Source organism: Escherichia sp. R1 (assembly GCF_003000935.1).
Taxonomy (GTDB): domain Bacteria; phylum Pseudomonadota; class Gammaproteobacteria; order Enterobacterales; family Enterobacteriaceae; genus Escherichia; species Escherichia coli.
Window position 1 is genome coordinate 69,108 of the sequence record NZ_PSRU01000011.1, and the last position, 23,940, is coordinate 93,047.

16 protein-coding genes are annotated in these 23,940 nt (G+C 50.8%); 13 read left to right on the top strand and 3 right to left on the bottom strand.

Going from position 1 to position 23,940, the window contains the following annotated elements:
• Positions 1 to 104: 104 nt before the first annotated feature.
• From xdhA to xdhC, 3 genes are read left to right on the top strand one after another with little or no spacing between them, the layout of a single operon-like run.
• Positions 105 to 2,402: a xanthine dehydrogenase molybdenum-binding subunit XdhA gene (gene xdhA / locus C4F37_RS14610; protein WP_001774036.1), complete on the top strand. Its 2,298-nt coding sequence runs from the start codon at positions 105 to 107 to the stop codon at positions 2,400 to 2,402.
• Between the two features lie 10 nt (positions 2,403 to 2,412).
• The gene (gene xdhB / locus C4F37_RS14615) at positions 2,413 to 3,291 is read left to right on the top strand and encodes a xanthine dehydrogenase FAD-binding subunit XdhB (RefSeq protein ID WP_001539532.1); all 879 of its coding nucleotides are present in this window, start codon (positions 2,413 to 2,415) and stop codon (positions 3,289 to 3,291) included.
• Positions 3,288 to 3,767: a xanthine dehydrogenase iron sulfur-binding subunit XdhC gene (gene xdhC, locus C4F37_RS14620; protein WP_001016615.1), complete on the top strand. Its 480-nt coding sequence runs from the start codon at positions 3,288 to 3,290 to the stop codon at positions 3,765 to 3,767. Before xdhB ends, xdhC begins: the two co-directional genes overlap by 4 nt.
• A 39-nt stretch (positions 3,768 to 3,806) precedes the next feature.
• Here the strand turns inward: xdhC and C4F37_RS14625 are convergent, their stop codons facing one another.
• Positions 3,807 to 5,585, bottom strand: a complete 1,779-nt coding sequence (locus C4F37_RS14625) for a sigma-54 interaction domain-containing protein (protein ID WP_000417784.1) — start codon at positions 5,583 to 5,585, stop codon at positions 3,807 to 3,809.
• A gap of 478 nt (positions 5,586 to 6,063) precedes the next feature.
• Here C4F37_RS14625 and ygeW point away from each other — a divergent pair, with 478 nt between their 5' ends.
• From ygeW to arcC, 5 genes are read left to right on the top strand one after another with little or no spacing between them, the layout of a single operon-like run.
• Positions 6,064 to 7,251 carry a knotted carbamoyltransferase YgeW gene (ygeW, locus tag C4F37_RS14630; RefSeq protein ID WP_000859787.1) on the top strand — a complete coding sequence of 396 codons (1,188 nt, stop codon included), beginning with the start codon at positions 6,064 to 6,066 and terminating at the stop codon, positions 7,249 to 7,251.
• A gap of 57 nt (positions 7,252 to 7,308) precedes the next feature.
• Positions 7,309 to 8,505, top strand: coding sequence for a diaminopropionate ammonia-lyase (dpaL, locus tag C4F37_RS14635; protein WP_000110478.1), 1,197 nt, complete (start codon positions 7,309 to 7,311; stop codon positions 8,503 to 8,505).
• A 57-nt stretch (positions 8,506 to 8,562) separates the two neighbouring features.
• Positions 8,563 to 9,774 (top strand): YgeY family selenium metabolism-linked hydrolase, encoded by a 1,212-nt coding sequence (locus tag C4F37_RS14640; RefSeq protein ID WP_001107125.1) that lies wholly within the window; start codon positions 8,563 to 8,565, stop codon positions 9,772 to 9,774.
• A gap of 52 nt (positions 9,775 to 9,826) precedes the next feature.
• A complete protein-coding gene (gene hyuA / locus C4F37_RS14645; protein WP_001264434.1) occupies positions 9,827 to 11,212 on the top strand; it encodes a D-phenylhydantoinase in 1,386 nt (461 codons plus the stop codon).
• A 47-nt stretch (positions 11,213 to 11,259) separates the two neighbouring features.
• Complete coding sequence (gene arcC, locus C4F37_RS14650; RefSeq protein ID WP_000037976.1) at positions 11,260 to 12,192, top strand: carbamate kinase; 933 nt, start codon at positions 11,260 to 11,262, stop codon at positions 12,190 to 12,192.
• 40 nt (positions 12,193 to 12,232) lie between these two features.
• Here the strand turns inward: arcC and yqeB are convergent, their stop codons facing one another.
• Both yqeB and yqeC read right to left on the bottom strand, forming a co-directional pair.
• On the bottom strand, positions 12,233 to 13,858 hold the full coding sequence (gene yqeB / locus C4F37_RS14655) for a selenium-dependent molybdenum cofactor biosynthesis protein YqeB (protein WP_001020384.1): 1,626 nt from the start codon (positions 13,856 to 13,858) through the stop codon (positions 12,233 to 12,235).
• 47 nt (positions 13,859 to 13,905) lie between these two features.
• Positions 13,906 to 14,676, bottom strand: coding sequence for a selenium cofactor biosynthesis protein YqeC (yqeC, locus tag C4F37_RS14660; RefSeq protein ID WP_001539534.1), 771 nt, complete (start codon positions 14,674 to 14,676; stop codon positions 13,906 to 13,908).
• Positions 14,677 to 14,779: 103 nt separating this feature from the next.
• On the opposite strand from yqeC, the gene mocA reads away from it, so the two are divergent.
• From mocA to C4F37_RS14685, 5 genes are all read left to right on the top strand, one after another.
• Positions 14,780 to 15,358, top strand: coding sequence for a molybdenum cofactor cytidylyltransferase (mocA, locus tag C4F37_RS14665; protein WP_001272860.1), 579 nt, complete (start codon positions 14,780 to 14,782; stop codon positions 15,356 to 15,358).
• 321 nt (positions 15,359 to 15,679) lie between these two features.
• Positions 15,680 to 18,778 carry a putative selenate reductase subunit YgfK gene (gene ygfK, locus C4F37_RS14670; RefSeq protein WP_001539537.1) on the top strand — a complete coding sequence of 1,033 codons (3,099 nt, stop codon included), beginning with the start codon at positions 15,680 to 15,682 and terminating at the stop codon, positions 18,776 to 18,778.
• Positions 18,779 to 18,780: 2 nt separating this feature from the next.
• The gene (gene ssnA / locus C4F37_RS14675; protein WP_000906282.1) at positions 18,781 to 20,109 is read left to right on the top strand and encodes a putative aminohydrolase SsnA; all 1,329 of its coding nucleotides are present in this window, start codon (positions 18,781 to 18,783) and stop codon (positions 20,107 to 20,109) included.
• 50 nt (positions 20,110 to 20,159) lie between these two features.
• A complete protein-coding gene (ygfM, locus tag C4F37_RS14680) occupies positions 20,160 to 20,939 on the top strand; it encodes a molybdopterin-dependent oxidoreductase FAD-binding subunit (RefSeq protein ID WP_001539540.1) in 780 nt (259 codons plus the stop codon).
• Entirely contained in the window at positions 20,936 to 23,806 is a 2,871-nt protein-coding gene (locus C4F37_RS14685) for a molybdopterin-dependent oxidoreductase Mo/Fe-S-binding subunit (RefSeq protein WP_000583653.1), read from the top strand. The genes ygfM and C4F37_RS14685 overlap by 4 nt, the downstream gene beginning before the upstream one ends.
• Positions 23,807 to 23,940: the final 134 nt, after the last annotated feature.

Consider the following 23,940-nt stretch of genomic DNA (forward strand, 5'->3'; position numbering starts at 1 on the left):
CTTCCTTCCTCCCCTCACGCATATAGTCGTTTCTGGCGTAATTCTTGCCTGCTAAGACTAAATCTTTGCCATAAGAACCAAATGTTCAAACCGAGGGGATTTCTATGGAAGCGCGGGAAGCAACCGCTACGGGTGAATCATGCATGCGCGTCGATGCCATTGCTAAGGTCACCGGGCGGGCACGATATACTGACGATTATGTTATGGCGGGCATGTGTTACGCGAAATATGTACGTAGTCCTATCGCACATGGTTATGCCGTAAGTATTAATGATGAACAAGCCAGGAGTTTGCCGGGCGTCCTGGCGATTTTTACCTGGGAAGATGTGCCAGAAATCCCATTCGCCACGGCAGGGCATGCCTGGACACTTGACGAAAACAAGCGCGATACCGCCGATCGCGCACTGCTAACTCGCCATGTTCGTCATCATGGCGACGCCGTTGCCATCGTCGTGGCCCGCGATGAACTCACGGCAGAAAAAGCGGCGCAATTGGTCAGCATTGAGTGGCAAGAATTACCCGTTATCACCTCGCCAGAAGCGGCGCTGGCAGAAGACGCTGCACCAATCCATAACGGTGGCAATTTACTGAAACAAAGCACGATGTCGACGGGTAATGTCCAACAAACAATCGATGCCGCCGACTACCAGGTACAGGGGCACTATCAGACTCCCGTTATTCAACATTGTCATATGGAAAGCGTGACATCGCTGGCATGGATGGAGGATGACTCGCGAATTACCATCGTTTCCAGCACCCAGATCCCGCACATTGTTCGCCGCGTGGTTGGTCAGGCGCTGGATATTCCCTGGTCATGCGTACGAGTCATCAAACCGTTTATCGGTGGCGGTTTTGGTAATAAACAGGATGTACTGGAAGAGCCAATGGCGGCATTCCTGACCAGCAAACTTGGCGGCATTCCGGTGAAAGTTTCCCTTAGCCGTGAAGAGTGTTTCCTCGCAACCCGTACCCGCCACGCTTTTACTATTGACGGGCAAATGGGCGTGAACCGCGACGGAACATTGAAAGGTTATAGTCTGGATGTTCTGTCTAACACCGGCGCTTATGCATCTCACGGGCACTCCATTGCTTCTGCTGGGGGGAATAAAGTCGCTTACCTTTATCCTCGTTGTGCCTACGCTTACAGTTCAAAGACCTGCTATACCAACCTCCCCTCGGCTGGTGCGATGCGTGGTTATGGCGCGCCACAAGTCGTATTTACCGTTGAGTCTATGCTTGATGATGCCGCGACAGCGTTAGGTATTGATCCTGTTGAAATTCGTTTACGCAACGCCGCCCGCGAAGGAGATGCTAATCCGCTCACGGGAAAACGTATTTACAGCGCAGGGTTGCCGGAGTGTCTTGAAAAAGGCCGGAAAATCTTTGAATGGGAAAAACGCCGTGCAGAGTGCCAGAACCAGCAAGGCAATTTACGTCGTGGCGTTGGCGTCGCCTGTTTTAGCTACACCTCTAACACCTGGCCTGTCGGCGTAGAAATAGCAGGCGCGCGCCTGTTGATGAATCAGGATGGAACCATCAACGTGCAAAGCGGCGCGACGGAAATCGGCCAGGGTGCCGACACCGTGTTCTCGCAAATGGTGGCAGAAACCGTGGGAGTTCCGGTCAGCGATGTCCGCGTAATTTCGACACAAGACACCGACGTTACACCATTCGACCCCGGCGCATTTGCCTCACGTCAGAGCTATGTTGCCGCGCCTGCGCTGCGCAGTGCGGCACTGTTATTAAAAGAGAAAATCATCGCTCACGCCGCAGTCATGCTACATCAGTCAGCGATGAATCTGACCCTGATAAAAGGCCATATCGTGCTGGTTGAACGACCGGAAGAGCCGTTAATGTCGTTAAAAGATTTGGCGATGGACGCTTTCTACCACCCTGAACGCGGCGGGCAGCTCTCTGCCGAAAGCTCCATCAAAACCACCACTAACCCACCGGCGTTTGGCTGTACCTTTGTTGATCTGACGGTCGATATTGCACTGTGTAAAGTCACCATCAACCGCATCCTCAACGTTCATGATTCGGGCCATATTCTTAATCCGCTGCTAGCAGAAGGTCAGGTACACGGCGGAATGGGGATGGGCATTGGCTGGGCGCTATTTGAAGAGATGATCATCGATGCGAAAAGCGGCGTGGTCCGTAACCCCAATCTGCTGGATTACAAAATGCCGACCATGCCGGATCTGCCACAACTGGAAAGCGCGTTTGTCGAAATCAATGAACCGCAATCCGCATACGGACATAAGTCACTGGGTGAGCCACCCATAATTCCTGTAGCCGCTGCTATTCGTAACGCGGTGAAGATGGCTACCGGTGTTGCAATCAATACACTGCCGCTAACGCCAAAACGATTATATGAAGAATTCCATCTGGCAGGATTGATTTGAGGATAACATCATGTTTGATTTTGCTTCTTACCATCGCGCAGCAACCCTTGCCGATGCCATCAACCTGCTGGCTGACAACCCGCAGGCCAAATTGCTTGCCGGTGGCTCTGACGTACTGATACAGCTTCACCATCACAATGACCGCTATCGCCATATTGTTGATATCCACAATCTGGCAGAGCTTCAGGGAATAACACAGGCGGAAGATGGCGCGCTGCGAATCGGCTCCGCGACAACATTTACTCAGCTCATTGAAGATCCTGTAACTCAACGTCATCTCCCGGCGTTATGTGCTGCGGCCTCATCCATTGCCGGACCGCAGATCCGTAACGTCGCTACCTACGGTGGAAATATTTGCAACGGTGCCACCAGCGCAGATTCTGCCACGCCAACGCTAATTTATGACGCGAAGCTTGAGATCCACTCCCCGCGCGGTGTTCGTTTCGTCCCGATTAATGGCTTTCACACCGGGCCGGGCAAAGTGTCTCTTGAGCATGACGAAATCCTTGTCGCCTTTCATTTTCCGCCACAGCCGAAAGAACACGCGGGCAGCGCGCATTTTAAATATGCCATGCGCGACGCAATGGATATTTCAACAATTGGCTGCGCCGCACATTGCCGACTGGATAACGGCAATTTCAGCGAATTACGCCTGGCATTTGGTGTTGCCGCGCCAACGCCGATTCGCTGCCAACATGCCGAACAGACTGCACAAAATGCGCCATTAAACCTGCAAACGCTGGAAGCCATCAGCGAATCAGTCCTGCAAGATGTCGCCCCGCGTTCTTCATGGCGGGCCAGTAAAGAGTTTCGTCTGCATCTCATCCAGACGATGACCAAAAAAGTGATTAGCGAAGCCGTCGCCGCGGCGGGGGGAAAATTGCAATGAATCACAGCGAAACAATTACCATCGAATGCGTCATTAACGGGATGCCTTTTCAGCTTCACGCCGCGCCAGGAATGCCGCTTTCGGAACTACTCCGAGAACAAGGGCTTCTTAGTGTCAAACAAGGTTGCTGCGTAGGCGAATGCGGTGCCTGTACGGTGCTGGTCGACGGCACTGCGATAGACAGTTGCTTATTCCTTGCGGCCTGGGCTGAAGGAAAAGAGATCCGCACGCTGGAAGGTGAAGCGAAAGGCGGTAAACTTTCTCATGTCCAACTGGCTTATGCGAAATCCGGCGCAGTGCAATGCGGGTTTTGTACGCCGGGCCTGATTATGGCTACCACGGCGATGCTGGCAAAACCACGCGAAAAACCATTAACCATTACGGAAATTCGTCGTGGACTGGCGGGAAATCTTTGTCGCTGCACGGGGTATCAGATGATTGTAAATACAGTTCTGGATTGCGAGAAAACGAAGTAAAAGGATATCCGGCCTGAATTCAGGCCGGATTCTCAGAGGTTATGTGTTTAACAACTCATATTTCTTAATCTTGCGATAGAGCGTAGCAATGCCGATGCCCAGTTCATCAGCAACTTCCTTCTTGCTGTTATGACGTGAAAGCGCCTCGCGGATCATTTGCTTTTCCATCTCCTCCAGCGCCGTGCCGCCCGCATCATCGAGTGACAGGTGCGCCTCACTGACCTCTGTTACATCACTTTGCTCCGTTGTGCCATTATTCAGCAGATTTGGCGGCAATAGCGTGCTGTCGATAACTTCACCTGAAGGAACAACGTTAACCAGATATTCCATCAAATTGCTTAACTCGCGCAGGTTTCCGGGCCAACGATGCTTACGCAATATTTCGACGACATCAGGAGCAATGCCAGGATAAACCGATCCCAGACGACGGGTATGCAGATGTAAAAAGTAATGCACCAGTAATTCAATATCTTCCTGACGTTCACGCAGCGGTGGAAGAGTTATCGGGATAACATTAAGTCGGTAGAAGAGATCTTCGCGGAATTTACCTTCGGCAATGAACTGGGCCAAATTCTGATTAGTTGCAGAAATGATGCGGATGTCGACTTGTATTGGGCTACTGGCACCAATCGGCAGAATTTCACGCGCCTCAATAGCGCGCAGTAATTTAGCCTGCAACATTAATGGCATATCACCAATTTCATCGAGAAACAGCGTGCCCGTATTCGCCGCCTGAATCAACCCTGTTTTACCGTTGGCAGAAGCGCCAGTAAATGCGCCTTTAACATAACCGAACAGTTCGCTCTCCAGAAGCTGTTCCGGAATCGCGGCACAGTTGATAGCAATAAAGGGTTTATTCCGTCTTCCGCTCAACTTATGGATTGCACGAGCGACGACTTCTTTACCCGTGCCGCTTTCACCAACCACCATAACGCTGGATGGGCTGGGTGCAATACGGCTAATGAGTCGTTTTAATTGCCGCATAACACGGCACTCGCCAACCAATTGTTCAATATGCGGTTCATCAGGTGCATTTGCTACAGAAAAACTGGTATGCGATTGGTGAAACGCCATTAAAAATAGTTGTCGGCCCTGGATGTTATGCAACTGACCAATGATTAATTCACTTTTATCATCCCACGAAACAATATGTTGCATATGACCATGGGTAAAATTACTCTCAAATGTTAATGGTCTGAAACGAACAGGTTTTCCAATAATATTATTTTGTACAACACCGAGTGTTTTTAAAGCTGTCTGATTAACAAACTGAACACGATTATCAGCATCAACCACTAACACGCCCTGATCCATATTATCGATCATGGTCGCGAATATTTTACTGATGTTATCTCCTGGTCCCTGATCCTCCAGAAGTTTAGAAACAAAAATGGTGGATATATGGCGAACGTAATCGGAAAATTCGCGTAAATTATCACTGATATGTTCTTGTTGCTCGTGGGTAACGGCAATCAAACTTATCACCCCAACACAACGATCCTGTAAAATGACAGGCGTACCCAGAAATGCTTTTTCGCGGCAATTTTCTTTACTATCGCAACCTTCACAAAGGGGATCGAAGCGAGACTGTGTCACAACTTTTTCAGTTTTCGTTTCCAGGACGTGGCGGAGCAGGCGTGAGTTGCCGCTCAACTGGCGGCCAAGAAACTTCCCATACGCGCCCGTTCCGGCGACGCGACACAAGTTTTCATCAACGATCTCAACCTCAAGCTGCAAAACGCTGGCAAGCATTCTGGCAAAACGCTGAATTGTCGGTTGAATTTGCATCAATACTGACTGCGTAGTCGCAAGCTCCATAGCTTTACCTTCCAGACTTACTTAAAAGTCGATCATTGAAGACGTTGATGGTTCACAGATCATGATGATATTAACTCAGGCGAAATTGGCTTTGATAAAAACATAAGATTTTTATCACTTTCTAATAAAATTATGGAAGAGATATCACATTTCTATATCAATATGAGAATTACAGCGGCAAGTTTATCAAACTGAAGAGAGATAGCCTGCCTCTTTATCTTATTTCTGATACTTAGCAGCAAATAAATAACGTGATAAAAAAAGCCAAACGTTTTCGTATTTTAAAAACAACCGGAAACTGGCATCAATATGTGATCAACCCCACACATTATCCGTCAAATTAGCCTTTCGCAGCCGCGTGGATAATTCTGGCACACTTATTGTTAGTCCCAGGTATAGCTGTGAAAACACCAATCACTTTGGCACGTCACAGTGAAATAAACCACTTTGCCTGTCATTCCACTATCGGGACTTTATGATGAAAACTGTTAATGAGCTGATTAAGGATATCAATTCGCTGACCTCTCACCTGCATGAAAAAGATTTTTTGTTAACGTGGGAACAGACGCCAGACGAACTGAAACAAGTACTGGACGTTGCCGCCGCGTTAAAAGCACTGCGTGCTGAAAACATCTCAACCAAAGTCTTTAATAGTGGATTAGGTATTTCCGTATTCCGCGACAATTCCACCCGTACCCGCTTCTCTTATGCTTCCGCGCTTAACCTGCTCGGCCTTGCACAACAAGATCTTGACGAAGGTAAATCACAAATCGCTCACGGCGAAACCGTGCGTGAAACCGCCAATATGATCTCCTTCTGCGCTGACGCTATCGGTATTCGCGACGATATGTATCTGGGCGCAGGCAACGCCTATATGCGTGAAGTTGGCGCTGCACTTGATGACGGCTACAAGCAGGGTGTGCTGCCGCAGCGTCCGGCTTTAGTGAACCTGCAATGCGATATTGACCACCCGACTCAGTCTATGGCTGACCTGGCATGGTTGCGTGAACACTTTGGTTCGCTGGAAAACCTGAAAGGCAAAAAAATCGCCATGACCTGGGCCTACTCCCCAAGCTATGGCAAACCGCTCTCTGTACCACAAGGCATCATAGGTCTGATGACCCGCTTCGGTATGGATGTCACCCTGGCCCATCCGGAAGGCTACGACCTGATCCCGGATGTCGTTGAAGTTGCTAAAAACAATGCTAAAGCCTCCGGTGGTAGCTTCCGTCAGGTCACCAGCATGGAAGAAGCCTTCAAAGACGCAGACATCGTTTATCCGAAGTCATGGGCACCTTACAAAGTGATGGAAGAGCGTACTGAATTGCTGCGTGCGAACGATCACGAAGGCTTAAAAGCACTGGAAAAACAGTGTCTGGCACAGAACGCGCAACACAAAGACTGGCATTGTACTGAAGAGATGATGGAACTGACCCGTGATGGCGAAGCCCTGTACATGCACTGCCTGCCAGCTGATATCAGCGGCGTATCCTGCAAAGAAGGTGAAGTGACTGAAGGCGTATTCGAAAAATACCGTATCGCTACCTACAAAGAAGCCAGCTGGAAGCCTTATATCATCGCCGCGATGATCCTGTCCCGTAAATACGCCAAACCAGGTGCACTGCTCGAGCAACTGCTGAAAGAAGCGCAAGAACGCGTGAAATAACCCCTCGGGCCGATCAGCTGGTCGGCCCTCTATTTCCAGAGGCCAAAAGGATAGGATATGTCCGTTTTCTCATTGAAGATTGATATCGCCGATAACAAATTTTTCAACGGCGAAACATCACCGCTTTTTTCGCAAAGCCAGGCAAAACTGGCACGCCAGTTCCACCAGAAAATTGCTGGTTATCACCCAACACCGCTTTGTGCGCTGGACGATCTCGCAAACCTGTTTGGTGTAAAGAAAATTCTCGTCAAAGACGAATCAAAACGATTCGGTCTGAACGCCTTCAAAATGCTCGGCGGTGCGTACGCCATCGCTCAATTATTGTGTGAAAAATATCATCTTGATATCGAAACGCTGTCATTTGAGCACCTGAAAAATGCCATCGGCGAAAAAATGACTTTCGCGACTACCACCGACGGCAACCACGGGCGCGGTGTGGCATGGGCAGCACAGCAACTCGGACAGAATGCGGTGATTTACATGCCGAAAGGTTCTGCTCAGGAACGCGTTGACGCCATTCTAAACCTCGGTGCCGAGTGCATCGTCACGGATATGAACTATGACGATACCGTTCGCCTGACCATGCAACACGCGCAGCAGCACGGCTGGGAAGTGGTACAAGACACGGCATGGGAAGGTTACACCAAAATCCCAACCTGGATCATGCAAGGCTACGCAACACTGGCGGATGAAGCCGTCGAGCAAATGCGTGAAATGGGCGTCACCCCGACACACGTTCTGCTGCAAGCCGGTGTCGGTGCAATGGCCGGTGGTGTGCTGGGTTATCTGGTCGACGTCTATAGCCCGCAAAATCTGCACAGCATTATTGTTGAACCTGACAAAGCTGACTGTATTTATCGCTCCGGCGTCAAAGGCGACATCGTCAACGTTGGCGGTGATATGGCCACCATCATGGCGGGCCTGGCCTGCGGCGAACCTAACCCACTGGGCTGGGAAATCCTACGTAACTGCGCCACCCAATTCATCTCCTGCCAGGACAGCGTTGCCGCATTAGGTATGCGCGTGCTGGGTAATCCGTATGGCAACGACCCGCGCATCATCTCCGGTGAATCCGGCGCTGTCGGTTTGGGCGTTCTCGCAGCGGTTCATTATCACCCGCAACGTCAAAGCCTGATGGAAAAACTGGCGCTGAACAAAGATGCCGTGGTGCTGGTTATCAGCACTGAAGGCGACACCGACGTGAAGCACTACCGCGAAGTTGTCTGGGAAGGCAAACACGCTGTAGCACCTTAATCACCCTATTGGAACTGCTCCCTGCAAAACGGGGAGTAAAAAATCTGGAGAAAAATAATGGCTAAGAATATTCCATTCAAACTGATTCTTGAAAAAGCAAAAGATTACCAGGCAGACATGACTCGCTTCCTACGCGATATGGTTGCTATTCCCAGTGAAAGCTGCGACGAGAAACGCGTAGTACATCGTATTAAAGAAGAGATGGAAAAAGTCGGCTTCGATAAAGTTGAAATCGACCCAATGGGCAACGTTCTCGGTTATATCGGCCACGGCCCGCGTCTGGTGGCAATGGACGCTCATATCGATACAGTCGGCATTGGCAACATCAAAAACTGGGACTTCGATCCGTATGAAGGCATGGAAACCGACGAGCTGATCGGTGGTCGTGGTACTTCCGACCAGGAAGGCGGCATGGCGTCTATGGTATATGCCGGAAAAATCATTAAAGATCTCGGTCTGGAAGATGAATATACCCTGCTGGTCACCGGTACTGTGCAGGAAGAAGACTGCGACGGTCTGTGCTGGCAATACATTATTGAACAATCCGGCATTCGCCCGGAATTTGTGGTCAGTACCGAACCAACCGACTGCCAGGTATACCGTGGTCAACGCGGTCGTATGGAAATTCGCATTGATGTTCAGGGTGTTAGCTGCCACGGTTCGGCACCAGAACGTGGTGATAACGCCATTTTCAAAATGGGTCCAATTCTTGGCGAATTACAGGAACTGTCTCAACGTCTGGGCTATGACGAATTCCTCGGCAAAGGTACGCTGACTGTTTCTGAAATCTTCTTCACCTCCCCAAGTCGTTGCGCTGTAGCAGACAGCTGCGCAGTTTCAATCGACCGTCGTCTGACCTGGGGCGAAACCTGGGAAGGCGCGCTGGACGAGATCCGCGCTCTACCTGCAGTACAGAAAGCTAACGCGGTTGTTTCTATGTACAACTACGACCGCCCGTCCTGGACTGGCCTGGTTTACCCAACCGAATGCTACTTCCCGACCTGGAAAGTGGAAGAAGATCACTTCACCGTTAAAGCACTGGTGAATGCTTATGAAGGGCTGTTTGGTAAAGCGCCTGTCGTTGATAAGTGGACCTTCTCGACTAATGGCGTATCCATCATGGGTCGCCACGGCATTCCGGTCATCGGTTTTGGCCCTGGTAAAGAACCGGAAGCGCACGCGCCAAACGAAAAAACCTGGAAATCTCACCTGGTAACCTGTGCCGCTATGTACGCTGCAATCCCATTAAGCTGGCTGGCAACCGAATAATTACTCTTCACTTATTCCCCTCCGGTTCGCCGGAGGGTTTTTGGAGTTTGCTATGCGCGTATTGATAAAAAACGGCATTGTTGTTAATGCAGATGGACAGGCGAAGCAGGATTTGCTGATTGAAAGCGGGATTGTTCGCCAGTTGGGTACCGATATTTCGCCGCAACTCCCTTGCGAAGAAATTGATGCCTCTGGCTGTTACGTTTTCCCTGGCGGCGTGGATGTCCATACGCATTTCAATATTGATGTCGGCATCGCGCGCAGTTGTGATGATTTTTTTACCGGTACCCGCGCTGCTGCGTGTGGCGGTACAACAACCATTATTGACCATATGGGATTTGGCCCAAATGGCTGCCGGTTACGCCATCAACTGGAAGTTTATCGCGGTTATGCCGCCCACAAAGCAGTCATCGACTACAGCTTTCACGGTGTCATTCAACATATTAATCACGCTATCCTCGACGAAATTCCGATGATGGTTGAGGAAGGACTGAGCAGTTTTAAACTCTATTTAACCTATCAATATAAACTCAACGATGATGAAGTGTTGCAGGCATTACGCCGCTTGCATGAGTCCGGCGCGCTGACCACCGTACACCCGGAAAATGACGCAGCTATCGCCAGCAAGCGGGCGGAGTTTATCGCCGCAGGGTTAACCGCGCCGCGTTATCATGCCTTGAGTCGACCTCTGGAATGCGAAGCGGAAGCCATCGCCCGCATGATTAACCTGGCACAAATTGCCGGTAACGCCCCGCTCTATATCGTGCACCTGTCTAACGGCTTAGGTCTGGATTATCTGCGTCTTGCCCGTGCGAATCACCAGCCAGTCTGGGTTGAAACCTGCCCACAATATCTCCTGTTGGACGAACGCAGTTACGATACAGAAGATGGCATGAAGTTCATTCTTAGCCCACCGCTGCGTAACGTACGCGAGCAGGACAAACTGTGGTGTGGCATCAGCGATGGTGCGATTGACGTGGTGGCAACCGATCACTGCACCTTCTCGATGGCTCAACGCCTGCAAATTTCTAAAGGCGATTTCAGCCGCTGCCCAAATGGCTTACCCGGTGTGGAGAACCGCATGCAACTGCTGTTCTCCAGTGGCGTGATGACGGGACGTATCTCACCGGAGCGTTTTGTTGAGTTAACCAGTGCAATGCCCGCCAGGCTGTTTGGCCTGTGGCCACAAAAAGGATTATTAGCGCCCGGTTCCGATGGCGACGTGGTGATTATAGACCCACGTCAGAGCCAACAAATTCAGCATCGCCATCTCCACGACAACGCTGACTACTCGCCATGGGAGGGGTTTACCTGTCAGGGCGCGATTGTCAGAACCTTATCCCGTGGTGAAACGATTTTCTGCGACGGCACCTTTACAGGCAAAGCCGGGCGAGGTCGTTTCCTGCGACGCAAACCGTTTGTCCCTCCCGTGCTCTAACCACTGCCAGGGATCTATACACAATCAAGAATGATGAGTGAGGAAAAATGAGTAAGAAAATTGTTCTCGCCCTGGGCGGGAATGCGCTGGGCGATGACCTGGCTGGGCAAATGAAAGCGGTAAAAATTACTTCTCAGGCAATTGTTGATTTAATTGCCCAGGGACATGAGGTCATCGTCACTCATGGCAACGGGCCACAGGTGGGCATGATTAACCATGCCTTTGAAGCTGCAGCAAAAACTGAAGCGCACTCGCCAATGCTGCCGATGTCTGTCTGTGTTGCCTTAAGCCAGGGTTATATTGGTTACGATCTACAAAACGCCTTAAGAGAAGAACTGCTTTCTCGTGGCATTAATAAACCTGTAGCAACGCTGGTTACCCAGGTCGAAGTCGATGCTAACGATCCGGCATTCCTCAACCCGACCAAGCCGATCGGTTCGTTCTTTACCGAGCAAGAAGCAGAGCTACTGACAAAACAGGGTTACACTCTGAAAGAAGATGCGGGTCGCGGCTATCGCCGTGTCGTTGCTTCGCCAAAACCGGTTGATATCATTGAAAAAGAAACGGTTAAAGCTCTGGTAGATGCCGGACAGGTGGTGATCACCGTTGGCGGTGGTGGTATCCCTGTTATTCGTGAAGGTAACCATCTGCGTGGTGCCAGCGCGGTTATCGATAAAGACTGGGCCAGCGCCCGTTTAGCAGAAATGATTGATGCCGATATGCTGATCATTCTGACTGCGGTAGAAAAAGTGGCCATTAACTTCGGAAAAGAGAATGAACAGTGGCTCGATCGCCTGTCGTTAAGTGATGCTGAACGCTTTATCGAAGAAGGTCATTTTGCGAAAGGTTCTATGCTGCCTAAAGTGGAAGCTGCCGCCTCGTTTGCTCGCTCTCGCGCAGGTCGTGAAGCACTGATTACCGTATTGAGCAAAGCGAAAGAAGGGATTGAAGGCAAAACCGGAACGGTGATTTGTCAGTAATTTAAAGGCCGGATGGGTAATACCATCCGGCCATTTTCATTTAAGCCACTTCCAGCACTTCTTTTGTCGCTTTAACGCCCTGATGCATCAACATCATTAACGCCTCAAGTACGCCGCCGCCAATCGCCCGGGCTTTATCAGAAACGCTGGTGAAATCAGCCGTTTCACCACGAGGATCGATATCACCAATTTTAAAACCACCGACCACGGCCAGTCCGTCGTTCAACAAGCCACGCACCATCCCCGTCAACGGTGCTTTAATTTCATGCTCACCAATCCAGGCAATGACATCGCCCTCTTTCACCAGATCGCCTAATTTCACGTTGGATCGCATAATGCCTGCAGCAGGAGCACGGATCACCCGTCGGGTGGTATGCCCCATAATATTGCCGGGAACACCGGTATTCTCCTGCGCACAACCAGAGTAAATCACCTGACCGAGCCAGTGCCCGCGATTTGTTTCAATTACCGCATGACAATCCTTCCCTGCAGTAAAGCCCGGCCCAAGCGCGATTGTTACTGGTGCCATATCTGCCCGCGTTCCCAAATTCTGTTTCGCCAGAATAGCGTCCACCACGCAAAGCGGTTTCAGTTCATCAAGCAATGAACAGGTGGGATCTACCATCACAGGGATAAATCCGCGTTCGGTAAGTTTCATCGCTTCCGCAGAGCTGGTTGCCAGGCGGGCGGTGACGCCTTCGACCGTCATTTCGCCATCGAACACGGCCTGGGCAAACGCCACGGTACAACGAATCACTGTCGGTTTTTCCACTTCCAACATGATCACTTTAAAACCCGCATGATACAGACGTAGCGCTACACCACTGGCGATATCCCCCGCACCGCGAATCACCACCAGCTGGTGTCCGGAAGGATGAGAAGGCTTCATCATCAGCCCACCCGGCGCGTTATTTTTCACCTGTAATATTTCTGCCAGCACGCTGATGGCGATCTCCTGCGGCGTTTCCGCACCTATGTTGTAACCAACGGGCGCATGTAAACGGGCAATATGTTCTTCAGCCACGCCTTTCTCACGCAATTGGCGCAGGAAAAGCTGAACCTTGCGGCGACTTGCCAGCAACCCCAGCCATGCAATGGGTTGTTCAATGAGTTTGTCGAGGGCTTCACGATCCTGATTATTCGTGGCAATCAGGACAAAATTATCAGGGCGAATATCCAGTGCTTCCACTGCCGCACCAAACGACTCAGCATGGAGAAGCGTGGTTGATGGTGGGAATAGTTCAGGATTGAGGCTTTCGCGATAAATATCAGCAACGGCGATATCAAATCCTAATAGCGCCGCACTCTGGGCTATCGCCCGGTTGACATGCCCCGCACCAATCAACACCAGACGTGGACGCATACCATGGACGCTGATAAATACTGACATTGCACCTCCACAATCTGACCCGACAGCATCCGCACCGTTACGAGCCATACGTCCATGGAATAATCGCGGCTTACGTTCCTGCAATGCCTGAAGCGACTCTTCAATCACCTTCCGTTCAACCATTCCGCCACCAATTGTACCGACGATAGAACCATCGGCGCGCACTAACATTTGTGCAGAATGGCGGGGGGTTGAGCCTCGGCTATCAACAATTTGCGCCATCGCAAACGGACAATTTTGCTCTTCGAGTTTTGCAGCCTCTGTGAAAATATTCATACCAACCTCAATGGATATCCTTTCAGTAACCCGGAATACCCGGGCCGCTAATTCACAAATCTGCGCGCGATTGCAGGATGTTCTTGTATATCGCCCAGCCAGATTGCCTCTACGTTGTGTTGTTGCAGCGGTTGAAGGAGCTCGCTTTGCGCAATCGCATTCTCACATTGAGAAAAACGGTTAATGAACCAGACTCGCCGACAACCTTGCGGTACGTTTTTAAACGCCCCCTGAGGGTGGCGAACCAGCGCAACGAGATCGCTCAGTTGCAAGGGTGCATCAGGTGTTAACCCAGTAATATCAGCAAACTGCGACCAGCGATGGACATTTTCTGTGCTCACTTTCGCACCCAAAATATGTCCTCCCATCACAGCAATCACGCAGCAACTGCTTTTAGGTATGCAAGGTTCGTGCTCATCAGGCGCTTTTAACGGCATTCCACGCGAGCCATCTGCCTCAATGAGAATTACGTCACACTCTGGTCGTTGTACCAGTGCATCAATCACTTCTGGCGTAAATCCCTGCACTTTTCCCTGGTTCGCTTTCCAGCTGTGAAAACAAAATGAAATGGGGGATATAAAAGACGCATGAGGAAGCATGGCGGGATCACGACAGAAAACCACGGGCCAGTGAGATGTTGGCATAAACATATGTGTCGTCGTAGTGATTAATACACGCCTGCCACTCGCCTGGAACAGTTCTGCCAGCCAAAAAAGCAAGCTGGTTTTCCCCCCAGCACCAACAATAGAAATCACAGTGGGACGTTTCTGCGCGCCTAAATCAATGAATAATGCCGATGGGTCAATTATACTTTTCACGCGTCTTTATGGACCTCTCTGGGATAAATTACCCTCAACGTAATCCATCAGGAAGTAACGCAATTATCAGGCGTTATTAGCTCCTGTAAATAATGGAATCACTATGTCAGCCATCGACTGTATAATTACCGCCGCAGGATTATCATCAAGAATGGGGCAATGGAAAATGATGTTACCCTGGCAACAGGGAACAATTCTTGATACAAGTATCAAAAATGCGTTGCAGTTTTGTAGCCGAATTATTTTAGTCACCGGCTATCGTGGTAATGAACTGCACGAACGTTATGCGAACCAGAGCAATATCACTATTATCCACAACCCAGATTATGCGCAGGGTTTACTGACATCAGTAAAGGCCGCAGTACCCGCGGTGCAAACAGAACATTGTTTTCTCACCCACGGAGATATGCCAACCCTCACCATCGATATTTTTAGAAAAATCTGGTCGTTACGAAATGATGGCGCAATACTGCCACTCCATAATGGCATCCCCGGCCATCCGATTTTAGTGTCAAAACCATGCCTGATGCAGGCAATCCAGCGACCCAATGTCACCAATATGCGTCAGGCACTCCTTATGGGAGAACATTATTCCGTCGAAATAGAAAATGCAGAAATAATTTTAGATATTGATACTCCGGACGACTTTATTACAGCGAAGAAAAGGTATACTGAAATTTAGAAAACGTAGTTAAACGATTGCGTTCAAATATCTAATCCCTCCAGCACTCTTTATCATAATGATAAGGAATCACTGATTTTGAGAAAAGAGAAAAAGTGATAAATGGGCTGGCAATAATAATTTTCAGGAGTGATTTTAATTCTCATTTGGCACCTGTGAGTTCATTCACAAAAAGCCATTAAGTTTCGAGCCGCCTCACATTTTTTTATATTTCCCGCCAAACCTGGCAAGAGTGGTGTGATTGTTGCTCTATCCCCCTAAACCACCGGATTTCTCAACACCGGTCACTCAATGATATCTGTATAAGCTAAGGAGAGGGTTATGGGGGATATTATGCGTCCCATTCCGTTTGAGGAACTTTTGACGCGCATATTTGATGAATACCAACAACAACGCTCAATCTTTGGTATTCCCGAGCAACAGTTTTACTCACCCGTAAAAGGTAAAACTGTTAGCGTCTTCGGTGAAACCTGTGCCACTCCCGTCGGCCCTGCCGCTGGCCCGCACACGCAACTTGCGCAAAACATCGTCACCTCCTGGCTGACTGGCGGACGCTTCATCGAACTAAAAACCGTCCAAATTCTTGACCGCCTGGAGCTGGAAAAGCCCTGTATCGATGCCGAAGACGAGTGCTTTAACACCGAATGGTCTACCGAATTTACCCTGCTTAAAGCCTGGGATGAATACCTCAAAGCCTGGTTTGCCCTGCACCTTCTCGAAGCGATGTTCCAGCCTTCTGATTCCGGTAAATCGTTCATCTTTAATATGAGCGTCGGTTACAACCTCGAAGGTATTAAGCAACCGCCGATGCAGCAGTTCATCGACAATATGATGGACGCATCTGACCATCCGAAATTCGCTCAATACCGCGATGCACTTAATAAGCTACTCCAGGATGAGGCATTTTTAGCCCGCCACGGATTGCAGGAAAAACGCGAAAGCTTGCAAGCCTTACCCGCTCGCATCCCCACCAGCATGGTACAAGGGGTTACCCTCTCCACCATGCACGGCTGTCCTCCGCATGAAATCGAAGCCATTTGCCGCTACATGCTGGAAGAAAAAGGGCTCAACACCTTTGTGAAACTCAACCCGACCTTACTGGGGTACGCGCGTGTTCGTGAGATCCTCGATGTCTGCGGTTTCGGTTACATCGGCTTAAAAGAAGAGTCATTTGATCACGACCTCAAGCTGACGCAAGCACTGGAAATGCTGGAACGCCTGATGGCACTGGCAAAAGAAAAATCACTCGGCTTTGGCGTAAAACTGACTAACACTCTCGGCACCATCAACAATAAAGGCGCATTGCCCGGTGAAGAGATGTATATGTCAGGCCGTGCGCTGTTCCCGCTCTCCATCAACGTTGCAGCAGTTCTCTCTCGCGCCTTTGACGGCAAACTGCCCATTTCTTATTCCGGTGGTGCCAGTCAGCTGACTATCCGCGATATTTTTGATACTGGTATTCGCCCTATTACTATGGCAACCGACCTGCTGAAACCTGGCGGCTATCTGCGCTTAAGTGCCTGCATGCGCGAGCTGGAAGGCTCCGACGCCTGGGGACTTGACCATGTTGACGTCGAACGACTGAACAGACTGGCAGCAGACGCGTTAACCATGGAATACACCCAGAAACACTGGAAGCCAGAAGAGCGTATTGAAGTGGCTGAAGACCTGCCGCTGACCGATTGCTACGTTGCCCCCTGTGTTACTGCCTGCGCTATCAAGCAAGATATTCCGGAATACATCCGTCTGCTTGGCGAACACCGCTATGCCGACGCGCTGGAACTCATCTATCAACGCAACGCCCTGCCCGCCATTACCGGTCATATTTGCGATCACCAGTGCCAATACAACTGTACCCGCCTGGATTACGACAGTGCGCTGAATATCCGCGAACTGAAAAAAGTCGCGCTGGAAAAAGGTTGGGAGGAATATAAGCAACGCTGGCACAAACCAGCCGGTTCTGGTTCACGCCATCCGGTTGCCGTGATTGGTGCAGGTCCGGCGGGTCTGGCCGCAGGTTACTTCCTTGCCAGAGCGGGCCATCCGGTTACGCTGTTTGAACGCGAAGCCAATGCGGGCGGCGTGGTGAAAAATATCATTCCTCAGTTCCGTATTCCTGCAGAGTTAATTCAGCACGATATCGATTTTGTTGCCGATCACGGCGTGAAATTTGAGTACGGTTGCTCACCCGATTTGACCGTTGAACAGTTAAAAAATCAGGGCTTCCACTATGTTCTGATTGCCACCGGTACCGATAAAAATAGCGGTGTGAAACTGGCGGGCGACAACCAAAATGTCTGGAAATCACTCCCCTTCCTGCGTGAATACAACAAGGGCACCACGCTCAAGCTGGGCAAACATGTGGTCGTTGTCGGGGCGGGTAACACCGCAATGGACTGCGCTCGTGCGGCGTTACGCGTTCCAGGCGTAGAAAAAGCAACGGTCGTTTACCGTCGTTCACTGCAAGAGATGCCAGCATGGCGCGAAGAGTATGAAGAAGCGTTGCACGACGGCGTGGAGTTCCGTTTCCTGAATAATCCGGAACGTTTCGATGCTGATGGCACCTTAACCTTGCGCGTTATGTCGCTTGGCGAACCTGATGAGAAAGGTCGTCGCCGTCCGGTTGAAACCAACGAAACAGTAACACTGCATGTAGACAGCCTGATCACCGCCATTGGTGAACAGCAGGATACTGAAGCCCTGAATGCGATGGGCGTGCCGCTGGACAAAAACGGCTGGCCAGACGTCGACCATAATGGCGAAACGCGTCTGAGTGACGTCTTTATGATCGGCGACGTACAGCGCGGACCATCCTCCATTGTCGCTGCTGTCGGAACCGCGCGTCGGGCGACCGATGCCATCCTGAGTCGGGAAAATATCCGTTCCCACCAGAACGATAAATACTGGAATAACGTCAATCCGGCGGAAATCTATCAACGTAAAGGCGATATCTCTGTCACTCTGGTGAACAGTGACGATCGTGATGCGTTTGTCGCGCAGGAAGCCGCTCGCTGCCTTGAATGTAACTACGTTTGCAGCAAGTGTGTGGATGTCTGCCCGAACCGCGCCAACGTATCCATTACGGTCCCAGGCTTCCAGAACCGTTTCCAGACGCTGCACCTCGACGCTTACTGTAACGAATGTGGCAACTGCGCCCAATTCTGCCCGTGGAACGGTAAACCGTACAAAGACAAAATCACCGTCTTCAGCCTGTCGCAAGACTTTGATAACAGCAGCAACCCAGGCTTCCTTGTGGAAGATTGCCGGGTACGCGTACGTCTGAATAACCAAAGCTGGGTGTTAAACATCGACAGCGAAGGTCAGTTCAACAACGTACCACCGGAGCTGAACGATATGTGCCGTATCATCAGCCATGTCCACCAGCATCATCATTATCTGCTGGGCCGCGTGGAGGTGTAATCATGTTGATTCTGAAGAATGTCACCGCAGTGCAGTTACACCCGGCGAAAGTGCAGGAAGGCGTTGATATCGCCATCGAAAATGATGTGATTGTCGCTATCGGCGATGCCCTGACGCAACGCTACCCCGATGCCAGCTACAAAGAGATGCATGGTCGGATTGTGATGCCGGGAATTGTCTGCTCGCATAACCATTTTTACTCGGGGCTTTCCCGCGGAATTATGGCAAACATCGCCCCCTGCCCGGATTTCATCTCAACGCTGAAAAATCTCTGGTGGCGGCTCGATCGCGCCCTTGATGAAGAGTCGCTCTATTACAGCGGACTGATTTGTTCCCTGGAAGCGATTAAGAGCGGATGTACATCGGTTATCGATCACCATGCCTCTCCAGCCTATATCGGCGGGTCGCTCTCCACATTGCGCGACGCATTTTTAAAAGTTGGCCTGCGCGCGATGACCTGTTTTGAAACTACTGACCGTAACAGCGGCATCAAAGAGTTGCAGGAAGGTGTAGAAGAAAACATCCGCTTCGCCCGTCAGATTGATGAGGCGAAGAAAGCAGCAACCGAGCCGTATCTGGTGGAAGCACATATCGGCGCTCACGCGCCGTTTACCGTACCGGATGCCGGTCTGGAGATGCTGCGTGAAGCCGTGAAAAGCACAGGTCGTGGTTTGCATATTCACGCTGCGGAAGACCTTTACGACGTTTCCTACAGTCACCATTGGTACGGCAAAGACCTGCTGGCACGACTGGCGCAATTCGATCTCATCGACAGCAAAACGCTGGTCGCTCATGGGCTGTACTTGTCGAAAGATGACATCGCCCTACTCAATCAGCGCGATGCGTTCCTGGTGCATAACGCCCGTTCAAACATGAACAACCATGTCGGCTACAACCATCACCTTAGCGACATCCGCAATCTGGCGTTGGGAACGGACGGCATTGGTTCGGACATGTTTGAAGAGATGAAATTTGCCTTCTTTAAACATCGCGATGCGGGTGGCCCGCTGTGGCCTGACAGTTTTGCCAAAGCACTGGCTAACGGCAACGAACTGATGAGCCGCAACTTTGGCGCGAAATTTGGGCTTCTGGAAGCCGGTTACAAAGCCGATTTAACCATTTGCGATTACAACTCGCCAACGCCGCTGCTGGCAGACAATATCGCCGGGCATATCGCTTTCGGTATGGGCTCAGGCAGCGTTCACAGCGTGATGGTCAATGGTGTGATGGTCTATGAAGACCGTCAGTTTAACTTCGATTGCGATTCCATTTATGCGCAAGCCAGAAAAGCCGCTGCCAGTATGTGGCGTCGGATGGATGCGCTGGCATAAATAACAGCTCCCCTCTTCTTTCAGAGAAGAGGGGAAATTAAGGAAAGACGATGATTGAACAATTTTTCAGACCCGACTCTGTCGAACAAGCGCTGGAACTGAAGCGCCGCTACCAGGATGAAGCCGTCTGGTTCGCCGGGGGCAGCAAACTCAACGCTACACCAACCCGTACCGATAAAAAGATTGCCATTTCCTTGCAGAATCTGGAGCTGGACTGGATTGACTGGGATAACGGTGCACTACGAATTGGCGCAATGTCTCGCTTGCAGTCACTGCGTGATGCACGATTTATTCCTGCAGCACTGCGTGAAGCTCTCGGTTTTGTTTACTCACGCCATGTTCGTAATCAGTCGACCATTGGTGGTGAAATCGCCGCCCGGCAGGAAGAGTCGGTGCTGCTTCCCGTCCTGCTGGCACTGGATGCTGAACTGGTTTTTGGCAACGGCGAAACGCTGTCAATCGAGGACTACCTGGCCTGCCCATGCGATCGCCTGTTAACCGAAATTATCATTAAAGATCCGTATCGCACCTGTGCGACTCGCAAAATTAGCCGTTCTCAGGCAGGTTTAACCGTCGTGACGGCAGCCGTTGCAATGACAGACCACGACGGTATGCGAATTGCGCTGGATGGCGTCGCCAGTAAAGCACTGCGTCTGCACGATGTTGAAACTCAAAATCTGGAAGGCAATGCACTTGAACAGGCTGTCGCCAACGCCATTTTCCCGCAGGAAGATTTGCGGGGCAGCGTGGCCTATAAACGCTATATCACGGGAGTTCTGGTAGCCGACCTGTATGCCGACTGCCAACAGGCTGGGGAGGAAGCCGTATGATCATCCACTTTACTTTAAATGGCGCGCCTCAGGAGCTAACCGTTAATCCAGGCGAAAACGTGCAAAAGCTGTTGTTTAACATGGGAATGCACTCTGTACGCAACAGTGATGATGGTTTTGGGTTTGCCGGTTCTGACGCAATTATCTTTAACGGTAATATCGTTAACGCGTCCTTGCTTATCGCCGCACAGTTAGAGAAGGCAGATATTCGTACCGCAGAATCTCTGGGCAAATGGAATGAGTTAAGTCTGGTTCAACAGGCCATGGTTGATGTTGGCGTGGTGCAGTCTGGTTATAACGATCCAGCTGCGGCTCTGATTATCACCGATCTTCTCGATCGCATCGACGCACCTACCCGCGAAGAGATCGACGACGCACTCTCAGGTCTGTTTAGCCGCGATGCTGGCTGGCAGCAATACTATCAGGTCATTGAACTGGCGGTTGCACGTAAAAATAATCCGCAGGCCACCATTGATATCGCTCCGACTTTCCGTGACGACCTTGAAGTCATTGGCAAGCATTATCCTAAAACTGATGCCGCGAAAATGGTGCAGGCGAAACCCTGCTATGTTGAAGATCGCGTAACGGCTGACGCCTGCGTCATAAAAATGTTACGTAGCCCACACGCTCACGCACTGATTACTCATCTGGATGTCAGCAAAGCTGAAGCCTTACCGGGCGTCGTTCACGTTATTACTCACCTGAATTGCCCGGATATTTACTATACCCCGGGTGGTCAGAGCGCACCGGAACCGTCACCGCTTGACCGCCGAATGTTCGGCAAGAAAATGCGTCACGTCGGCGATCGCGTTGCTGCGGTAGTAGCCGAAAGTGAAGACATTGCGCTCGAAGCACTGAAGCTCATCGACGTTGAATATGAAGTGCTTAAGCCGGTAATGTCGATTGACGAGGCAATGGCGGAAGATGCGCCTGTCGTGCACGATGAACCGGTGGTGTATGTTGCTGGTGCACCAGATACTCTGGAAGATGATAACAGCCATGCGGCCCAGCGCGGCGAGCATATGATCATCAACTTCCCGATCGGTTCTCGCCCACGCAAAAATATCGCTGCCAGTATTCATGGTCATATTGGCGATATGGACAAAGGCTTTGCCGATGCCGATGTGATCATTGAGCGAACCTATAACTCAACGCAGGCGCAGCAGTGCCCGACTGAAACACATATCTGCTTTACCCGTATGGACGGCGATCGTCTGGTGATCCACGCCTCCACCCAGGTACCATGGCACTTACGCCGCCAGGTCGCGCGCCTCGTGGGCATGAAACAACATAAAGTTCATGTCATTAAAGAACGTGTAGGCGGCGGTTTTGGCTCTAAACAGGACATCCTGCTGGAAGAAGTGTGCGCCTGGGCAACTTGCGTGACCGGGCGTCCGGTACTTTTCCGCTACACCCGTGAAGAAGAGTTTATTGCTAACACCTCTCGTCACGTCGCGAAAGTCACCGTCAAACTGGGCGCGAAAAAAGATGGTCGCCTGACGGCAGTGAAGATGGATTTCCGCGCCAACACGGGTCCTTACGGTAACCACTCACTCACCGTACCGTGTAACGGACCGGCGCTGTCGCTGCCGTTATATCCATGCGATAACGTCGATTTTCAGGTCACCACCTACTACAGCAACATTTGCCCAAATGGTGCTTATCAGGGTTATGGCGCACCGAAAGGTAACTTCGCTATCACCATGGCATTAGCGGAACTGGCTGAACAGTTACAGATCGACCAACTGGAAATTATCGAACGTAACCGGGTACACGAAGGGCAAGAGCTGAAAATTCTCGGTGCAATCGGTGAAGGTAAAGCGCCGACCTCCGTTCCTTCCGCCGCCAGCTGCGCACTGGAAGAGATCCTGCGTCAGGGTCGCGAGATGATCCAATGGTCTTCACCAAAACCGCAAAATGGTGACTGGCACATCGGTCGCGGCGTCGCCATTATCATGCAGAAATCGGGTATCCCGGATATCGATCAGGCTAACTGCATGATCAAACTGGAATCGGATGGCACCTTTATCGTTCATTCCGGTGGTGCGGATATTGGTACTGGTCTGGATACTGTGGTGACCAAACTGGCAGCAGAAGTGCTGCACTGCCCCCCGCAGGACGTGCATGTTATCTCTGGTGATACCGATCATGCACTGTTTGATAAAGGCGCATATGCCTCGTCCGGTACTTGCTTCTCGGGTAACGCTGCGCGTTTGGCAGCGGAAAATCTGCGGGAGAAAATCCTGTTCCACGGCGCGCAAATATTGGGTGAGCCAGTGGCAGATGTTCAACTAGCAACGCCGGGCGTCGTTCGCGGCAAGAAAGGCGAAGTTAGTTTCGGAGAGATAGCCCATAAAGGCGAAACCGGCACCGGCTTTGGTTCACTGGTGGGAACTGGCAGTTATATCACACCTGATTTCGCCTTCCCGTATGGCGCAAACTTCGCTGAAGTTGCCGTCAACACGCGTACGGGTGAAATCCGCCTGGATAAATTCTACGCCTTGCTGGACTGCGGTACACCGGTCAATCCAGAGTTAGCGTTGGGACAAATCTACGGTGCCACTCTGCGAGCTATCGGCCACAGTATGAGCGAAGAGATCATTTATGACGCCGAAGGTCACCCGTTAACGCGTGATTTACGCAGTTACGGCGCACCGAAAATTGGTGACATTCCGCGTGATTTCCGCGCTGTGCTGGTGCCGAGCGACGATAAAGTCGGCCCATTCGGGGCGAAATCGATCTCGGAAATCGGTGTAAATGGCGCAGCTCCGGCGATTGCTACCGCAATTCACGATGCCTGCGGCATCTGGTTACGCGAATGGCATTTCACACCGGAGAAAATACTCACCGCGCTGGAAAAAATATAAGTAATAAATGGCCGCTTCGGCGGCCTGTTTCTCTGTTTGAACGATGACTAAATAGTGACTGCGAAAATGAGATAAGCCGTTCTCAAGGCGTCCTGCGCCCCAAATTCGTGGGAATTTATTTTACTAATTCAGAT